An 18259-nucleotide genomic window follows, 5' to 3' on the forward strand; every position below is an offset into this window, starting at 1 on the left:
TAGAGAAATGATGTAGATTTCGTGTATTTGAGATTATTGAGGGAACATAACGGTCAAAATTATGGAAAGTCCAAAAAGACGTTATATCAAGGGATTTGATGGCTTACGTGCTTTAGCTGTCATTGGTGTTATTTTATTTCACTTAATGCCCACAAAATTTGTCGGTGGCTGGTTTGGCGTGCCACTTTTTTTTGTGATTTCAGGATATTTAATTACTGATCAATTGATACAAGAGTTTGATCGTAATCACAAGATTGCAATTTTTAAGTTTTATAAACGCAGATTAAAGCGTTTGTATCCTGCTTTAGTAGCCATGATGTTGATAGTGACTGCGGTGATTTTGCTTTTTGATCATCAGTTAGTCTACAATTTACGTCCTACTGTTGAAACTAATTTATTGTATGTCTTTAACTTTTGGGCAATTGGCCATGGACCGTCCTATTTTCAACAATTTGGTGGTGCTTCGCCTTTCACACATCTATGGTCACTTTCGATAGAGGGACAATTTTATTTTATTTGGCCGATAGTTGTTTGGGCTATTTTACGATTGGGTTTGAAGCGAATAAATATTGCTAGTGTACTAATTTTGCTTTCATTAATTAGTGCAACATTAATGGCTGTTTTGTATGATCCTACTGCTATTAATCGAGTATATTATGGCACGGATACCCGACTATTTGCTATCCTATTGGGCACAGCCCTAGCATTTGTTTGGCCCTCGATTAAGCTCTCTAATCATGTTAGTAGCAAGGTGCAACGCTATCTTAATATTGCGGGATTCTGTTCCTTTTTACTTTGGGGATTAGGAACATTGTGGTTGAATGGGCAACATCCTGCGACTTATTATGGATTAATGTACTTGTTAACTATAGCAAGTACTGTTTTGGTTGCTGTAACAGCTCATCCGGCTTCCTGGCATGCCAAAATATTGGATAACAAACTTTTAAATTATTTAGGGAAACGTTCCTATAGTATCTACTTATATCAATTACCAGTTTTTGTGTTTTACGAAAAATTTATCCCACATTATCAACCAAATGTTTTGAATATATTGATTGAAATTGCGCTTGTTCTGTTGCTAAGTGAATTGAGCTACCGCTATGTTGAAAATTTGTTCCGTCGTAATGGAGAAAACCTGCGCCAAGTTGGTCATTGGTTGGTGCAATCACGTAATCGATTTTTCTTAATTTTAACGCCTGCGCTGATTTTTTTGTTTTTCATAGGTCATGGATTGGCAAGTCAAAATGCTGGTCAACCGCAACCACAGACTGAATTACAAAAGAAATTACTCAAAAATAAGTTGGCGGTGAAAAAAAGTAATCAAATCGCTCAAAAATCGGCTAAACACTCTTCTAAGCGATCAAGTAATAAAAACATGTCGGCAGCTGATAAAAAAGTAATTGCAACATATGATTTAAACGCTGCACAATACATGAGCTTCAAGAATATGTCATTTACAGCTATTGGTGATTCGGTTATGTTAGATTCAGCACCATATCTCCAAGACATTAATCCCAAGATAGTGGTCGACGCAAAGGTGGGGCGCCAAGCCTACGAGGCACCGAATTTAGTGAAAAAAATGGCTCGCAACGATGAGTTGGCACCGAACATCTTGGTAGGATTAGGAACAAATGGTGAGATTAGAAGACAAGATTTAGATTGCATGATGAAAACCTTTGGTACAAAGCGACAGGTTTATTGGATTAATAATTTAGTACAGAGTAAACCTTGGCAGAAAGATAACAATGATATGTTGGCGAAAGCTAATAATGATTATAAAAATCTACATATTATTGACTGGTATCGTTTGGCAAAAAAACATTCGGATTGGTTCGCTGATGATGGTGTCCACCAAGGACCTCTTGGCGCACGAAATTACGTCAGATTGATTGTTGAAAAAACAGGTGATGTGAACAAAACTAAGTAAGAATTAGCGCATGCAACGTTTTAACATAATATCATTATAAATTATCCGTCAAAAGTTGAATTTTATACTTATTTATATTAGAATGAATATAAATAAGTGTTTGAGGGGGTATTATGTTTAAAAACATCAGAAAATTAACACCATTTTCACTTGCGTTATTATCGATTGCATTTATCATGTCGATTAGTCAATCTACTATGACAACGGCTTATCCGATTTTGATGAAAAGTTTTAATGTTAACGCGAGCACTGTTCAGTGGTTAACAACAGGTTTTATGGTTGCAATGACACTAGTCATGCCGCTAAGTCCTTGGCTTTTGGATAATGTGTCCTTACGTAAATTACTCAATGGAATTGTAGCCCTCTTTTTACTAGGAACGTTTTTGGCTATGGTTACACCCAACTTTACAGGTATTATTATCGGTCGGTTGTTAGAAGGTTTAGCGGTGGGGGCCTTATTTCCAACATTTCAAAGTGTCATCATGGAAAATACTGATAAAAATCAACGAGGTGTAGCTATGGGCGTAGTTGGTTTAGTTATGGGTTCAGCCTTAGCTGTTGGTCCGATTATTTCTGGCGTTGTCCTGCAATGGATTTCTTGGCGTGCTTTATTTATGTTATTTTTTGTCATATTGCTGATTTTGATTATTGTTTTGCAAAATAAAATAGAAAACACGCACACTATGAAACCATCTGAATTCGATTGGTTTTCGGCTATAACCTTACTCGGATTTGGCGGCATTTTGTATGACATTTCAATAATTCCAACATCAGGAATTAACTTCTCATGGTGGTTGATTTTAATAATTAGTGTCAGTTTATTAGCCATATTTATCGTTCGTCAAGTAAAATTACCTCAACCGTTTTTAGATTTAGCGGTGCTCAAATACAGAGGCTATGTTCCAGCTATGTTTTTAACGGGATTATCATATTCAGGACTAATTATTGCAACGGTTCTGATGCCTTTGTTTTATCAAAAAGTTTTTCATTTTAGCCCATTGTGGTCAGGACTACTCATGGTACCTGCAGCAATTTTTCTAAGTCAATTGAACCCAAGATCAGGGGCGATGCTTAACAGAATTGGGTTAAAAAAATTAGTTTATATTGGTATGGCAATGATGCTTGTAGGGTATGCAATTTTGGGTACTTTAGGGTCAGATTCGTGGATAGCGTGTTTGATAGCAGCTATGTTACTTGAAGGTGGCAATGCTTTCATTATGATGCCCGCAATTACTGCGGCAAATAACGCACTACCTAAAAATTTAGTTAGTCATGGTACTGCGATTATTACTACGATGCGTCAAGTCATTGGTGCAGGAAGTGTGGTTGTTGCTTCTATTTTAATCACCGCAATTAATGCCAATTCATCATTTGTACATGCGTTGTTAATGACAAGTCGCTGGTTTATTGTTGTGCCACTCATTGGATTACTACTGACAGTCAGAATCAAGTCGAATTAACTATTCGGTTGAGAAGATGTGATGCCGACTTGATTGCGTTCCACGATAAAGCATGCTAGTATTGGATATAATAAATTATTAACGGTTGGGCGAAAGCTTCAAGAAGTTAACTAGTCGGGGAGCTAGTTGATTTTTGAAGCTTTTTTCTTTTTGTTTAGGAGAAATAAACGATATGATAAATGTTCTATTATTAATCACAGTAACTCTATTTTTCGGGAAAGTAGCTGTAAAACTAGGCCTTTCAGAGGTCATAGGTCAATTACTTGCTGGCATTGTCTTGGGCATGAGCTTTTTAAACGTCGTTCATAGCACACATTTAGTTCATGTGCTGTCTGAAATTGGTATTTTTATATTGATGCTAAGTTCTGGATTGGCGTCAGATATGAAAACAATGAAAAAATATGTCAAAGCTTCATCATTAATAGCAATCATGGGTGTTGTTATTCCGATGATTGCATTTCCAATTGCGTTTATTTTAATGGGATATAGTGTATCAGTCTCTTTGTTTTCGGGTATAGTTTTTTCTGCCACATCAATATCAATTACATTAGCTGTTTTAGCTGAGCAAAAAAAATTAACATCAGCAGTTGGCGCAATAATATTGTCAGCCGCCATAATTGACGATGTCATTTCATTGCTAGCCGTTACTTTATTTTCCGTATTTATTGGTAATGGTGGCTTCAATATGAGTAGCCTGTTACCATTAATTGCTTTTGTTATCGGCATTTTTCTGAGGAAAACATTGATTGCGGATCAAATATTCGAAAATACAAATCGGGTTGGACAGTGGATTTTTTATCCTATGTTCTTTGGATCAATAGGCTTGAATGTTTCGATAAGACAATTGAACAATAAAATTGTAGCGATTGTCTTATTTATTTTGTTAGCGATTATCACAAAATTTGTTGGATCATGGATTGGAGCTAAAATATCTGGCTTGAACGATACAGCTGCAAAAGCTATTGGTGCGGGTATGGTATCGAGAGGGGAAATGGCATTAGTCATTACACAGATAGGTTTATCATCACAAGTCATTAGCGCTGCAGTCTCAGGAGAGCTTATCTTGGTGATTATTTTTTCTACGCTCATTGCGCCAATTTTAATGAAACCATTATTTGCTAACATATAAAAAGCTTATTTTATATTAAAAAAAGAATATAATGACAAAATAGGTATACGAATCTCATCGATTAGGTTATTCTAAATTATAACTAGTATTCGAAAGGGATCAATTGGGATGAAAAAGCAGGGCATAATTTGTGGGGTTTTAAGTGCGACTTTATTTGGGATTAGTGGCATATTGGCAAGTATTTTATTTCGTAATCAAAATATTAATCCGGAGTGGCTGGTTGGTGTCAGAATGAGCTTGTCAGGAATAATTTTGTTAATTGTATTATTTTGTTTTTCAGGCCGTCGGGTTTTTGAAATATGGTTGAACAAAAAAGATGTTGTTCTAATTATTTTATACGGTATCGTTGGTGTTTTGTTAGCACAATCCAGTTTCTTTTTATCTGTATACTTTGGTGACGCAGCAACAGCAACCATTCTGCAATCACTTGGCCCAACTATCATTGTTATTTTATTGAGTTTAGCGACGAGAACGCTACCTTCTCGCTTAGATATTTGGTCAATTCTGATTGCCTTAACTGGTGTATTTTTGTTAATTACTAATGGCAACATCAATCAGTTAGTAGTAAACTCTAAAGCTTTATTTTGGGGTATACTATCTGCATTTGGTTTAGCTGCGTATACACTTATTCCAAAACCTTTGCTTGAAAAACAGTCACCCTTGGTTGTAGTTGCTTGGGGTTATTGGTTGGTGGAACAGCTGAGAACTTTTTTCATCCCATTTGGTATATACCATCTCAGGTGAGCACTAAAGACTGGATTATCATGGTGTTTATTATTATAGCTGGCACATTACTACCATATGCTTTATATGTTATGAGCCTGAGCCAATTAAAACCTACTACAGCAAGTTTATTATCTACCATTGAGCCGATGGTGGCGACTCTTTTGTCGGTGACACTTTTACACGTTCACTTAAGGATGTTTCAAGTTTTAGGAATCTTGTTCATTATTTCAACAATATTTTTAATCAGCTTACCCCTCGAACGTATCTTTAAAAAAAGGCTTAGTGATCCCAAAATAAATTAAGTATTTGCTCAATTTTTCTGGTTTATTTGCATTATTATACTGATAAACTTAAAATGATAGGTAAGAAGTGAGGCAAAACATGACAACAATATATCAACATGGTACATTAGCACAATTAGTAGCGCGCCAAATGTCAGGGACAATAACAGTCGCTGAAATGTTGGAACATGGGGACACTGGCATTGGTACTTTTGAGGGTCTCAACGGCGAAGCTATTTTTCTAAACGGGGAAGCCTATCAAGCTGATAGTACAGGAAAAGTTCACCACATTACTGATAAACAAATTACATTACCTTTTGCATCAATCCATTTTGATCAACCAGAGGCAAGCCAAAAATTACCTTTTAAAAAAATAAAATATAGTAATTTGACTCAGAACTTGAAAGATAAGCAGTTATTTAACGTTTTCTCTGCCTTAAAACTGCATGGTGAGTTTGCCCACGTTCAGGTTCGTATTGTAACAAAACAAGAGAAGCCATATCCAAGCTTGTTACAAGTAGCTGAACAGCAGCCTGAATTCAAAGCAGACAACATAACTGGTACATTAGTTGGATATTATGCACCAAAAGTTTTTGGCGGTCCAACCGCAGCAGGGTGGCATTTACACTTTTTGTCAGATGATTTAACCTTTGCTGGGCACGTTTTAGATTTTGAAGCAACAGATGTCGATGGTACTTTAGAAGTTTTTGATAACTTTTTGCAACATCTACCTATTAATAATGCTGACTTTAGAAGCATGAATCAGGATATAGCTGGTTTGGATAAAGCCATTGAGGCCAGTGAAGGCGGAAAAAATTAGCAGTATTTCCTTTGGCGAATGCTATGTGAAAAGTAATAATATCAAAAAAAGGAGCTCATTGAGCTCCTTTTTAATGTGATCTTGTTTCTTCAATAACATCGCGCATGGTATCAACAACACTCTGAGTATCTTGCGATAAATGTGAACCAACTAAAGTAAATAAAGTATCGATGATTGTAAGTTGTGCGATTAACGAACTCATGGATTCACTTCGGAAATTAACTTCTTCTGCCAATGATAATAATACTAGATCCGCTAGTTTTGCTAGCGGCGAATCTTTAAATGAAGTTACTGCGATAATTTTAACATGTTGTTCGTGCAACTTTTTTGCGATGAGAAGTGTGTCTTTATTTCGACCGGAATGTGAAATAACAACTGCAGTATCATTTGAATTAAGTTTAACGGCTTGCATTAATTGAACATCGTAATCTGGATGAGCGATGACGTCAATTGGAGTACGCAAGAACTTATGGTAAGCATTAAAAGCAACAATAGATGATCCACCGATACCAAAAAAGCCAACGCGACGAGCTGATATTAAAGCTAATGTGGCTTCGTCCAACTGTGTTGCTGTTAAGTTACTAACGGTTGCTGCTAAAGCATTTTCTGCACCGCCAAAAACTTTTTGAGCAACCGCAATGGTATCATCCGTATCAGCTATTTCTCCAAATAAATCGACAGATGCTGCCATTTGCGTGGCAGCACTTGCTAGTGAAACAGAAAATTCACGAAATGATTCTAAGCCGATTTTTTTGACAAAACGTGAAATAGTGGCGGTAGAAACACCTGATAATTCAGACATTTCCTGAATGTTGGCCTCTCGAGCTTCACTAACATGATTAATAATGAAATCAATTAATTTTTGTTCAGTTGTATTATATTGTTTACGTTGTGCCCGTAATTGGGCTATGATGTTATTTGCCATTTTTAATGCTCCAATAAACTAATAATACAAGATTAGAAAACAATTTTCAATAATAAGGTTGCAATGTGTAAATTATTTTCATATAATAAAAGTGTATTAAAAACTCAAAAAACAAAGAGGTAAGTAGACATGAAGTTTGCGATGATCGGCCTTGGTAAGATGGGCTTGAACTTGGTAAAGAACGCCGTTGATAACGGTCACGAAGTTGTTGCGTTTGATTTAAACGCTGACTTTGTTAAGGAAGCAACTGACTATTCAGCATCAGTTGAAGCTGCTTCTGACATTGATGATATGTTGTCAAAGTTGCCATCTCCAAAGGCAGTTTGGGTTATGGTGCCAGCTGGTGTACCAACTAACTCAACAATCGATACATTGATTGAGAAGATGGACAAGGGTGACATCATTATTGATGGTGGTAACTCTAACTACAAGGATAACTTGGAACAAAACAAGCGCACATCTGCTGCTGGTATTAAGTTCTTTGATGCCGGAACTTCTGGTGGAATGAATGGTGCCCGTAATGGTGGTAACTTCATGATTGGTGGCGATGATGCCGAAGCTTGGAAGATCATCGAACCTTTGTTTAAGTCAATTTCTGAAGAAGATGGTTACTTGTACACAGGTCGTTTGGGTTCAGGTCACTACTTGAAGATGGTTCACAATGGTATCGAATACGGTATGATGCAAGCAATTGCTGAAGGATTCGAAGTATTGGAAGCCTCACAATTTGACTACGACTATGAAGCTGTTTCAAAGTTGTGGAACCACGGATCAGTTATCCGTTCATGGTTGATGGAATTGGCTGAAGAACAATTCGCCAAGGATCCACATTTGGATGCTATCGCTGGTCGTATGCATTCTTCAGGTGAAGGTAAGTGGACAGTTCAAGAATCATTGGACTTGGACGTACCTGCACCAGTTATCTACTTATCATTAGCAATGCGTTACCGTTCATTGCAAGATGACACATTTACTGGTAAGGTTGTTTCAGCTTTGCGTAACGGCTTCGGCGGTCACGCAATGGACGCAGCTAAGTAATTAATAGAAAAACTGTTCAGCTTAATGAACAAAGCTCCCGCTTAAGGGAGCTTTTTCTGTTTAGGAGAGAAAATATTAAACGCTTAACATCGATTGGAGGTAAACAAATGGAGTATATGATAGGAGTTGATATCGGCACGACATCAACGAAGGCAGTTCTGTTTGATGATAAGAACGTTGTCGTAGCAAGTGCGAATAAAAGTTATGCTTTGTACCGTGATTTGCCTGATATGGCTGAAGAAGATCTTGATGAACTTTTTGAGGCATTGGTTTCCGCATTATCAGAGGTTGTACGTGTAGCTGATTTGAATAAAGGTAATCAGATTACTGCCGTATCATTTAGTTCAGCAATGCACTCATTAATTGCATTTGATGAAGATTGGAACCCATTGACACGCGCCATTACTTGGGCAGATACGCGTGCGGTGAAATACACCGAAGAATTGAAGGCCAACGGTATAGGCCAACAAATTTATAAAAATACCGGTACACCTATCCATCCAATGGCGCCATTGTCCAAGCTATTATGGTTAAAATCAGAACATACTGATATTTATCAAAAAGCAGCGCATTATTTGGGCATTAAGGAATACTTATTCTATCGACTTTTTGGTTCAAATAAGATGGACATTTCTATTGCTTCTGGCACTGGTTTGTTCAACATTTTTAATTTGGATTGGGATGACCAAGCTTTGTCAGTAACTGGTGTTCGTAAAGAACAGCTGCCACAACCAGTTGAACCTTATGAATACGAAACAAGTATGTTTGAAAAATATGCTGCGTTGATTGGTCTTCCAGCAAACACACCATTTGTTTACGGTGCCGGTGATGGGCCGCTTTCAAACCTAGGTGTTAACGCAGTTAAACCTGGTGTTGCGGCAATTACAATTGGTACTTCAGGTGCTATTCGAGTCGTGTCAGAGCAACCGGTTATCGACCCTAAAGGTCGTACGTTCACCTATGCTTTGGATAAAGATAATTGGGTTGTGGGTGGTCCTGTTAATAATGGTGGAGATGTCTTCCGTTGGGCACGTGATAATATGTTTGATGCTGAAAAATCAACAGCTGCGTTACTTGGAAAAGATTCCTATGATTTGTTAACGGAAATTGCCGAGCGTATTCCGGCTGGGTCCGAGGGGTTGATTTTTCATCCATACCTAGGTGGTGAACGTGCACCAATTTGGGATGCCAATGCGCGAGGCTCGTTCTTTGGTCTTAATCATGGGCATACGCGTGCACATATGTTACGCGCAGTATTAGAAGGTATTACTTTTAATGTATTTATGGTTAGCTTGGCACTCGAAGAAGTTGTAGGTGATTTGAAATCAATCCAAGCAACGGGTGGCTTCGCACGCTCACCACTATGGCGGCAAATGTTTGCGGATATTTTTGAACAACCTGTCACAGTTCCAGAGGCATTTGAATCTGGGGCGCTGGCCGCAGTTATTGTTGCACAAAAAGCACTAGGAAAAATTGATAGTTTATATGAGATTGAGAAATACATTGGGGCAGCTAATACGTATTTTCCTGAGCCAAAAAACTTTGAAGCCTATCGAGAATTAGCACCAATCTTTATCCGATTATCTCGTCAATTGCAGACAGAATATCAAAATATTGCTAATTATCAAAGGAAGCATTCAAAATAGTTTAGTAAATAGTTACTGAGTATGAGTGGGGGAAGAATGTATTTGTAAATGAAAAGGAGATAACGGTCAGAGACCGTTAATGCAAGTAGATGGAATTTGTTATGTTGATTGTGTCAATTTTGATTTTGCTTATTTTGATTGCAAAGTTAAAGTTAAACACATTTGTTTCACTAATTATTACTGCTTTTATTCTTGCCTTGTTGCTTGGCATGAAGCCCATGGAGATACCAAGTGCCGTGCTTGGTAGTGAAGGAGTAGGAAATATTCTTGGTCCAAACTCGGTAATCTTTATTTTTGGTGGTATGATTGGTCGTTTAGTCGCTGATGCAGGTGGATCATACCGTATTGCCAAAACATTGATTGATTGGTTTGGTGTTAAGCGTCTGCAGTGGGCAGTATTGATCGCATCGTTTATTATTGGTATCTCAATGATTTTTGGTGTTGGTATGGTGTTGTTAATTCCAATCGTATTTGCTGTTGCTATTGAAGCTGGCGTGCCATTGCTTTACTTAGGTATCTCAATGACAGCTGCCTTAAGTTCGGCACAAGGATTTTTGCCACCACAGCCGGCGCCAACAGCTGTTGCCTCAGCTTTAGGTGCTAATATTGGAATGATGTTGATTTTTGGTTTGATTGTATCAGTAATTACTGCAGTTGTGGCCGGCCCAGCATTTACAAAATTAGCACAAAAATATGCACCAGATGCTTTTCAATTTAAAACAGAAATTGAAGCAGTTGGACCCGCAAAAAAGTATGACTTGGATGCGACACCAAAGTTCGGTTTGTCCGTACTAACTTCTGTCTTTCCATTGATATTCATGATCATTGCTACAATTTATAAGTTAATTTACACAGGTGGTGTAACGCCAAAGAACCCAAATACAATTGATCAAATTGTCGAGTTTGTGGCTAATCCTGCAGTAGCTATGACAATCGCACTAGTTTTTGCTATTTTTACAATGGGTATTTGGCAAAAGAAAACAATGGTTGAAGTAGGAAAATCATTGAACGAAGGAATGTCAGCTGTTGCTGGAATTTTGTTAATTGTTGGTGGTGGTGGCGCCTTGCGTGGTGTCTTGGTTACTTCGGGGTTGTCTGACAAGATTGCGACGATTTTCCAAGCTGGTGGTGCCATGAGCCCGATTGCTATTGTGTTGTTTGCTTGGGCTGTTGCGGCAGTCTTACGAGTTTCAGTTGGTTCAGCTACAGTGGCTGGTATGACTGCGGCGGGGATTGTTACGGGTATTTTAGCCGCCAATCCTGGTAACACATTATTGCCAGTATTCGTAGCGTTAGCTATTGGTGCCGGGTCATTAATAGCTTCACACGTGAACGATGCAGGATTTTGGATTTTTAAAGAATTTTTCGACTTATCAGTTAAGCAGACATTCCAAATTTGGACTGTTTTGGAAACAATTATTTCCGTAACTGGTTTGATTATTATTTTGATTTTAACGTCAGTATTTGCTTAAATTAAAAATGCTATTCCGATTGGAATAGCATTTTTAATTTGGAAAGGTGGTAAGTAACAGATTTATTCTATTAAACTTTATCGAAACGCTATTTTATTATCAAAATCCAACGAAAATAATAATTTGATTGGCATAATCATTCCTTATATGGGAAACGTTGACAATAAAATTAGAAAATGTTAATATATTAAAGTAACTTTTATAGAGTTGAAGGGATAAACATATGTCAGAATCAAAAACAAGAACAGGGTGGCTACATAAAGCGACTCCTGCTAGTTTTACCACTAGTGATCGACATCTACGTAAGACGTTAGGTGTTAAAGAAATGTTAGCTTTAGGTATTGGGACTATCGTATCTACAGCTATCTTTACCTTACCAGGTATTGTTGCAGCTAACCATGCTGGACCAGCGGTTGCAATTTCATTCGTAATTGCGGCAATTGTTTCAGGACTTGCTGCGTTTGCTTATGCGGAGTTTGCTTCGGCATTACCATTTGCCGGATCTGCCTATTCTTGGGCAAACGTTGTCTTTGGTGAAGTATTTGGCTGGATTGCCGGTTGGGCACTTTTGGCGGAATATTTCATCGCTGTCGCTTTCGTGGCTTCAGGGTGGTCAGCAAACTTCAAATTATTCCTTGGCTCACATAACTTAGTATTGCCAAAGGCTTTGGCTGGTTCATTTGCTGCTGGAAATGGCGGTGTCATCGACATAGCTTCACTATTTGCGGTTTTGATTGTCGCAGTATTGCTATGGCGCGGAACAAACACGACGGCTCGTGTTGAAAATGTGCTGGTTGTTGGTAAAGTATTAGTTATCTTAATCTTTATTGGTGTTGGTTTAACAGCTATTCACCCTGGTAATTATGTACCATTTATACCTGCTCATAAGGCAGGCACTGATTTTGGTGGTTGGTCGGGTATATTCGCAGGTGCTTCACAAATTTTCTTAGCCTACATTGGATTTGATTCAATTGCTGCTAGTTCAGCTGAAGCAAAGGATCCCAAAAAGACCATGCCTCGAGGTATCATTGGTTCATTAATTGTAGCAACAATCCTTTTCGTGACAGTAGCGCTTGTATTAGTTGGTATGTTCCACTATACAGAGTATAAAGACAATGCCGCTCCTGCTGCCTGGGCATTATTGCACTCAGGTCATGAATTTACATCTAATTTGTTATCAGTGGTTGCCTTAATCGGTATGTTTACAGCAATTATTGGTATGATGCTGGCTGGTTCACGATTGCTTTACGCCTTCGGTCGTGACGGTTTGTTACCAAGTTTCTTAGGAAAAGTTAATGATAAAGGATTACCTAACAATGCTTTGTTAGTATTGTCAGTCATTGCTATCTTGATTGGATCAGTATTTAGCTTTACTGAATTAGCTGGTTTGATCTCTGCCGGTACATTGATTGCCTTTATCATTGTTTCTCTTGGTATTTATGCATTGCGTCCTCGTGAAGGTAAAGATATACAAGAACCTGGCTTCAAAATGCCATTTTACCCAGTGATGCCAGCATTGGCCGCATTGGGATCTGGATTTATTTTCTATGAGTTGGATAATCAAGCAAAGATTTATGCCTTTGGTTGGTTTGTGGTCGGTATAATCATTTATGCCGTTTACGGTTCTAAGCATAGTAAGTTGTCTCAAAAATAATCTAACAAAAAGTCCTGAATTTACAGGGCTTTTCTTGTATATAAATCTAAAAATAAATGTGAAAGCTGCTAAAAATGTCAAAAAATAAAGAGATTTTAGAAGAAGAAAAAATTCACTTGGCAAATGCAACGCGGGTTAAATATTTTGATATTGTCATTGATCACGGAAAAGGAGCCATCATTACGGATGCAGATGGGCATGAGTATATTGACTTATTGGCTAGTGCAAGTGCCACTAATACAGGTCATTCACATCCAAAGGTTGTGGAAGCAATTACTAGCCAAGCTCAAAAATTAATTCAGTATACGCCTGCATATTTTGCTAACACGGTGACTGCAAAATTAGCTGATCGCTTAGTGAATGTAGCACCAGGGAACTTCCAAAAACAAGTTGCTTTTGGTAATTCGGGATCGGATGCAAACGATGCGATTATCAAGTTTGCCCGTGGATATACTGGGCGACAATATGTTGTCAGTTTTACGGGTGCTTATCACGGCTCCACATATGGTTCGCTTTCTATCTCAGGAGTCAGCTTGAATATGACTCGAAAAATTGGGCCACTATTGCCAAACACGGTGAAAGTACCTTTTCCTGATCAGACGCAACGAATAGCCGGAGAAAGCGACAATGATTTTTCCGAACGTTTATTTAAACAGTTTAAATTACCATTTGAGACTTATTTACCAGCAGATGAAGTGGCGTTAGTTATTATTGAACCTATTCAAGGTGATGGTGGAATTATCAAAGCACCACAACATTATGTTGAATTGGTTTATGAGTTTACACGTGAACATGGCATTGTTTTTGCTGTCGACGAGGTTAATCAAGGCCTTGGACGAACTGGTAAAATGTGGTCAATTGATCATTTTGGAATTGCCCCAGATTTAATGAGTGTTGGTAAATCGATTGCCAGTGGATTGCCTTTAAGTGCAGTTATTGGGCGCAAAGAAATTATGGACAGTCTGCAAGCACCAGCTAATGTTTACACGACCGCTGGTAACCCAGTAACAGCAGCGGCAGCGCTAGCAACGCTAGACGTTATTGAAGAGGAGAACTTAGTTGCACGTTCTCGACAACTGGGTGAGTTGGCTAAAGCATTCTTTGAGTCTGCTGCTAAACGTTATGCCTTTATTGGAGACGTCCGTTTATATGGTTTGAATGGTGGTATTGATATTATCAATGATCATGGTGAACCTGATAATGAGGCAACTAATAAGTTAATTTATCGTATTTTTGAGTTAGGGGCGATTATGATTAGCCTAAGAGGAAACACCTTGCGTTTTCAACCCCCACTAGTTATTCAAGAAGAGGAGTTGCAGCGCGCCTTTGAAATATTAGAAAAAGCATTTTCTGATTTAGCGTCGGGTAAAATTGCATTACCAAAAACTGATAATCACATTGGTTGGTAATATGATATAATGATTAGGAATTCTGGACATACGAATTAGCCGTCCGTCAGTTAGAAATGTGCTGGGTGATGAAAAGCACACGTTGGCTTTTTTGCGCTACCAGACTTAATTGTGATTGAAAAATCACCGCTGCTCAGCGTTATGAGACATAAAGGTAAAGATTTTATTCAAGATCATTACAAATTGCGGTGGTACCACGGTAGAGCGTCCGCACTTTGTTTTGGTCTTTTTATATTATTTAAGGAGAAAATTTTTTATGAAAGACTTGAGTTCAGCAGAAATTCGCCAAATGTTTTTAGATTTTTTTGCTTCGAAGGGTCACGAAGTTGTACCTTCAAAAAATCTAATTCCGCAAGATGATCCAACATTGTTATGGATTAATTCCGGTGTTGCGACTTTAAAAAAATATTTTGATGGTACAGTAGTCCCAAATAATCCACGTATCACCAATTCTCAAAAGGCAATTCGTACCAATGATATCGAAAACGTTGGAAAAACAGCTCGACATCATACACTTTTTGAAATGATGGGCAACTTTTCAATTGGTGATTATTTTAAAGAACAAGCAATTCCTTGGGCTTGGGAGTTATTGACTAGTCCTGAGTGGTATGGCTTAGATGCTGAAAAATTGTATGTAACTGTGTATCCTAAAGATCAGGAAGCCAGAAAAATTTGGGAAGAAAAAACTAGCTTGCCGGATGGTCACATTTATGAAGTTGAAGACAACTTTTGGGACATTGGGGAGGGACCTTCTGGCCCTGATTCTGAAATATTCTTTGATCGTGGCAGTTCATTTCAAGATTTACCTGATGATGATCCAGAAATGTATCCGGGTGGTGAAAATGAACGTTATCTAGAAATTTGGAATCTTGTTTTCTCTCAATTTAATCATTTACCAGGATTAACAGATAATTCACAATACCCTGAGTTACCGCACAAAAACATTGATACTGGTATGGGGCTTGAACGTGTCGTATCTGTTTTCCAAAATGGCCGCACTAACTTTGATACAGACTTGTTTTTACCTATCATTCGGGCCACAGAGAAATTATCAAATCAATTTACCTATGATGATAGCCAAGATTCAGAGGTCAATACGAGCTTTAAAGTAATTGCCGACCATATTCGTGCAATAACGTTTGCAATTGGGGATGGGGCTTTGCCTTCAAACGAGGGACGTGGATATGTCATTCGTCGCTTGTTGCGCCGCGCAGTTTTGCATGGACAAAAATTAGGCATTAAAGGACAGTTTTTAACTAACTTGGTACCAATTGTTGGGGACATAATGGAAAGCTACTACCCAGAAGTTAAAGCCAACACTGCCAAGATTCAAAAGACTGTTGCTGCTGAAGAAAAGCGTTTTAATGCAACATTAACAGGCGGACTTTCTTTGTTGAATGATGTGATTAAAGAAGCTAAAAAGACGGGTCAGACACAAATTAGTGGTGCTGATGCCTTCAAATTATCTGATACTTATGGATTCCCACTTGAGTTGACGCAAGAGCAAGCTGAAGATGCTGGGTTGACAGTGGATGTGGATGGATACAATGATGAGTTGCAAGCGCAACGCGTTCGCGCTCGTGCTGCACGCTCTAATACTAAGTCAATGGGCGTTCAAAATGCTGTATTAACTGATTTGCGTGTCGATTCAAAGTATGTCGGTTGGTCCCAAACTGAAGTCAATCATGCGGAAATCGTTGCTATTATTGGCGAAGATGAACAAGGTGTTGATGCGCTATTGGATAATGCTGATGTTGATGCTACCGTACAAGTAGCCTTTGATGTAACACCTTTTTATGCCGAAATGGGTGGACAAGTGCCTGACTTTGGTGATGTTTTGAATACCAATGGAGATGTGATTGCTCATGTGACAGATGTTCAAACAGCTCCAAACGGACAACATATTCATACTGTTGATGTCATTTCAAGCTTTACTCTTGGTGATAAAGTAGATTTGAAGGTTGATATGGCACGTCATATCGCCGTATCCAAAAACCATACAGCAACGCATATGTTAGACCAATCATTACGTAATGTACTTGGCGGTGATGTTCATCAGGCGGGTTCATTAGTAGAACCGGAATATTTAAGGTTTGATTTCAATAATGAGGGACCCGTTTCAAGCGAAGATCTTGATAAAATAGAATCGATGATGAATCAAGAAATTGCTAAGAACCTACCGGTTACTTGGTTAGAAACTGACATTGAGTCTGCGAAAAAATTAGGTGCAGTTGCCGTATTTGGTGAGAAATATGGTGATCAGGTCCGTGTTGTATCCATTGGTGACTTCAACAAAGAGTTTGATGGCGGTACTCATGCTAACTCAACCGCAGAGTTAGGTCTGTTTAAAATAGTTAGTGAATCAGGAATTGGTGCAGGGGTACGCCGTATTGAAGCGGTAACTGGTCTACAAGCACTTTCACAATATAAGGCTCAGGAAAAAGCTTTGAAGGAAATAGCTACTGCTTTGAAAGCACAAAAACTGACCGATGCTCCGGAGAAAGTATATGATTTGCAAGCTGATTTACGTACGGTACAGCGCCATGCCGAATCATTAGAAGCTAAATTAGCTAATGCTACAGCAGGTGAAATATTTAATGATGTAAAAACTGTCAATGGACATACTTATATTACTGCCCAGTTACAGGTTTCTGGCATGGATGGCTTACGACAAGTTGCGGATAACTGGAAAGAAAATTATCCATCAGATGTTTTGGTACTAGCAACCGTTGCTGATGAAAAAGTAAGTTTGATTGTTGCTGCTGCTCCAGATGCTAATCAATCGGGCATTAAGGCCGGCGAACTCATTAAATCTATTGCACCACATATAGGTGGCGGTGGCGGTGGACGTCCGGATATGGCTCAAGCTGGTGGGAAAAAGCCTGCAGGTATTCCAGATGCATTTGCCGCAGTTTCGGCATTCTTAGCAGATAAGTAACTTGTTTGTAACTTGATTGATGTGATTATAGCGTAGTATAATTAGTGAATAAACAAGGCAGTATGGAGATAATTTCTAAAGAAAGGAGCGTGTACTATGACAGTAGGAGATGAAACAGCAATATTTGATTTTGGTAATCAAATGCCAAAAGATATCCATGAAACACTTGAGATTGTGTATAGTTCATTGGAAGAAAAAGGGTATAATCCAATTAATCAAATAGTTGGTTACTTGATGTCTGGCGATCCGGCCTATATTCCACGTTTAAATGACGCACGTAATTTAATTAAACGTCATGAACGCGATGAAATCATTGAAGAACTTGTACACGCCTATTTGAAAAAATAATGCGCATATTAGGACTAGATGTTGGTAGTCGAACAGTTGGTGTATCGGTTAGTGATCCGATGGGGTGGACAGCGCAAGGTGTTGAAATCATCCGCATCAACGAGGATGATAAAGAATTTGGCATTGATCGATTGGGAGAGATCATCAAAGAGAAAAACGCAACAGGTGTTGTTCTTGGTTTGCCAAAAAACATGAATAATAGTGAGGGACCACGTGCGGAAGCATCCCGAAACTATGCAAAGTTGATTGAGGAAACCTTTGGTTTACCAACTGATTTTCAGGATGAACGGTTAACTACGGTAGAAGCTGAGCGTATGCTCATTGAAGAAGCTAATATATCACGTAAAAAGCGAAAAAAAGTTATCGATAAAATAGCTGCTGAATTTATTTTACAAAATTATTTAGATTCGAAAGGCAAGTTAACCAAGTAGAATAAAGGAAGTTTGTCAAATGGTGTTGAAGGATAGTTTCTATCCTTTGGAGATC

Annotated in this window: 15 protein-coding genes; 14 read left to right on the forward strand and 1 reads right to left on the reverse strand. The window is 38.3% G+C overall.

Translation table 11 applies throughout. The features are described from left to right. Positions 1–61: 61 nt before the first annotated feature. The 6 genes from HFP47_RS01340 (at position 62) to budA (ending at position 6343) form a co-directional block, all read left to right on the forward strand. Entirely contained in the window at positions 62–1927 is a 1866-nt protein-coding gene (locus HFP47_RS01340; RefSeq protein ID WP_179875941.1) for an acyltransferase family protein, read from the forward strand. Between the two features lie 113 nt (positions 1928–2040). Next, positions 2041–3387: an MFS transporter gene (locus HFP47_RS01345; RefSeq protein WP_050884027.1), complete on the forward strand. Its 1347-nt coding sequence runs from the start codon at positions 2041–2043 to the stop codon at positions 3385–3387. Positions 3388–3559: 172 nt separating this feature from the next. Beyond that, positions 3560–4516 carry a cation:proton antiporter gene (locus HFP47_RS01350; RefSeq protein WP_050884026.1) on the forward strand — a complete coding sequence of 319 codons (957 nt, stop codon included), beginning with the start codon at positions 3560–3562 and terminating at the stop codon, positions 4514–4516. Positions 4517–4624: 108 nt separating this feature from the next. Continuing rightward, positions 4625–5260 carry a DMT family transporter gene (locus tag HFP47_RS01355; RefSeq protein ID WP_257229680.1) on the forward strand — a complete coding sequence of 212 codons (636 nt, stop codon included), beginning with the start codon at positions 4625–4627 and terminating at the stop codon, positions 5258–5260. Beyond that, positions 5200–5544, forward strand: a complete 345-nt coding sequence (locus HFP47_RS10480) for an EamA family transporter (protein WP_257229681.1) — start codon at positions 5200–5202, stop codon at positions 5542–5544. The genes HFP47_RS01355 and HFP47_RS10480 overlap by 61 nt, the downstream gene beginning before the upstream one ends. A 79-nt stretch (positions 5545–5623) precedes the next feature. After that, positions 5624–6343 carry an acetolactate decarboxylase gene (gene budA / locus HFP47_RS01360; RefSeq protein ID WP_179875942.1) on the forward strand — a complete coding sequence of 240 codons (720 nt, stop codon included), beginning with the start codon at positions 5624–5626 and terminating at the stop codon, positions 6341–6343. Positions 6344–6413: 70 nt separating this feature from the next. On the opposite strand, the gene HFP47_RS01365 is transcribed toward budA, so the two are convergent. Next, positions 6414–7268 (reverse strand): MurR/RpiR family transcriptional regulator, encoded by an 855-nt coding sequence (locus tag HFP47_RS01365; protein ID WP_004164526.1) that lies wholly within the window; start codon positions 7266–7268, stop codon positions 6414–6416. 129 nt (positions 7269–7397) lie between these two features. On the opposite strand from HFP47_RS01365, the gene gnd reads away from it, so the two are divergent. From gnd to ruvX, 8 genes are all read left to right on the forward strand, one after another. Further along, positions 7398–8306, forward strand: a complete 909-nt coding sequence (gnd, locus tag HFP47_RS01370) for a phosphogluconate dehydrogenase (NAD(+)-dependent, decarboxylating) (RefSeq protein ID WP_011679377.1) — start codon at positions 7398–7400, stop codon at positions 8304–8306. A gap of 107 nt (positions 8307–8413) precedes the next feature. Next, the gene (gntK, locus tag HFP47_RS01375; RefSeq protein ID WP_042252751.1) at positions 8414–9952 is read left to right on the forward strand and encodes a gluconokinase; all 1539 of its coding nucleotides are present in this window, start codon (positions 8414–8416) and stop codon (positions 9950–9952) included. Positions 9953–10041: 89 nt separating this feature from the next. Further along, complete coding sequence (locus HFP47_RS01380; protein WP_025267858.1) at positions 10042–11424, forward strand: gluconate:H+ symporter; 1383 nt, start codon at positions 10042–10044, stop codon at positions 11422–11424. Positions 11425–11647: 223 nt separating this feature from the next. After that, complete coding sequence (locus HFP47_RS01385) at positions 11648–13078, forward strand: APC family permease (protein ID WP_011679380.1); 1431 nt, start codon at positions 11648–11650, stop codon at positions 13076–13078. Positions 13079–13152: 74 nt separating this feature from the next. Beyond that, positions 13153–14487, forward strand: a complete 1335-nt coding sequence (locus tag HFP47_RS01390; RefSeq protein ID WP_011679381.1) for an aspartate aminotransferase family protein — start codon at positions 13153–13155, stop codon at positions 14485–14487. Positions 14488–14743: 256 nt separating this feature from the next. Next, entirely contained in the window at positions 14744–17425 is a 2682-nt protein-coding gene (gene alaS, locus HFP47_RS01395) for an alanine--tRNA ligase (protein WP_014324407.1), read from the forward strand. A gap of 96 nt (positions 17426–17521) precedes the next feature. Further along, positions 17522–17773 (forward strand): IreB family regulatory phosphoprotein, encoded by a 252-nt coding sequence (locus tag HFP47_RS01400; RefSeq protein WP_004164519.1) that lies wholly within the window; start codon positions 17522–17524, stop codon positions 17771–17773. After that, on the forward strand, positions 17773–18204 hold the full coding sequence (gene ruvX / locus HFP47_RS01405; protein ID WP_014324408.1) for a Holliday junction resolvase RuvX: 432 nt from the start codon (positions 17773–17775) through the stop codon (positions 18202–18204). The genes HFP47_RS01400 and ruvX overlap by 1 nt, the downstream gene beginning before the upstream one ends. The last annotated feature ends 55 nt before the right edge of the window (positions 18205–18259 follow it).

The sequence above is a fragment of the Leuconostoc sp. DB-1 genome, assembly GCF_013414845.1.
Lineage (GTDB): Bacteria > Bacillota > Bacilli > Lactobacillales > Lactobacillaceae > Leuconostoc > Leuconostoc mesenteroides.

What these genes read in the sequence shown, in the direction of transcription:
- HFP47_RS01355 (WP_257229680.1), top strand. Translation starts at nt 4,625, where the DNA reads ATGAAAAAGCAGGGCATAATTTGTGGGGTTTTAAGTGCGACTTTATTT.
- HFP47_RS01365 (WP_004164526.1), bottom strand. Translation starts at nt 7,268, where the DNA reads ATGGCAAATAACATCATAGCCCAATTACGGGCACAACGTAAACAATAT.
- budA (WP_179875942.1), top strand. Translation starts at nt 5,624, where the DNA reads ATGACAACAATATATCAACATGGTACATTAGCACAATTAGTAGCGCGC.
- ruvX (WP_014324408.1), top strand. Translation starts at nt 17,773, where the DNA reads ATGCGCATATTAGGACTAGATGTTGGTAGTCGAACAGTTGGTGTATCG.
- gnd (WP_011679377.1), top strand. Translation starts at nt 7,398, where the DNA reads ATGAAGTTTGCGATGATCGGCCTTGGTAAGATGGGCTTGAACTTGGTA.
- HFP47_RS01390 (WP_011679381.1), top strand. Translation starts at nt 13,153, where the DNA reads ATGTCAAAAAATAAAGAGATTTTAGAAGAAGAAAAAATTCACTTGGCA.
- HFP47_RS01350 (WP_050884026.1), top strand. Translation starts at nt 3,560, where the DNA reads ATGATAAATGTTCTATTATTAATCACAGTAACTCTATTTTTCGGGAAA.
- HFP47_RS01400 (WP_004164519.1), top strand. Translation starts at nt 17,522, where the DNA reads ATGACAGTAGGAGATGAAACAGCAATATTTGATTTTGGTAATCAAATG.
- HFP47_RS01385 (WP_011679380.1), top strand. Translation starts at nt 11,648, where the DNA reads ATGTCAGAATCAAAAACAAGAACAGGGTGGCTACATAAAGCGACTCCT.
- gntK (WP_042252751.1), top strand. Translation starts at nt 8,414, where the DNA reads ATGGAGTATATGATAGGAGTTGATATCGGCACGACATCAACGAAGGCA.
- alaS (WP_014324407.1), top strand. Translation starts at nt 14,744, where the DNA reads ATGAAAGACTTGAGTTCAGCAGAAATTCGCCAAATGTTTTTAGATTTT.
- HFP47_RS01340 (WP_179875941.1), top strand. Translation starts at nt 62, where the DNA reads ATGGAAAGTCCAAAAAGACGTTATATCAAGGGATTTGATGGCTTACGT.
- HFP47_RS01345 (WP_050884027.1), top strand. Translation starts at nt 2,041, where the DNA reads ATGTTTAAAAACATCAGAAAATTAACACCATTTTCACTTGCGTTATTA.
- HFP47_RS01380 (WP_025267858.1), top strand. Translation starts at nt 10,042, where the DNA reads ATGGAATTTGTTATGTTGATTGTGTCAATTTTGATTTTGCTTATTTTG.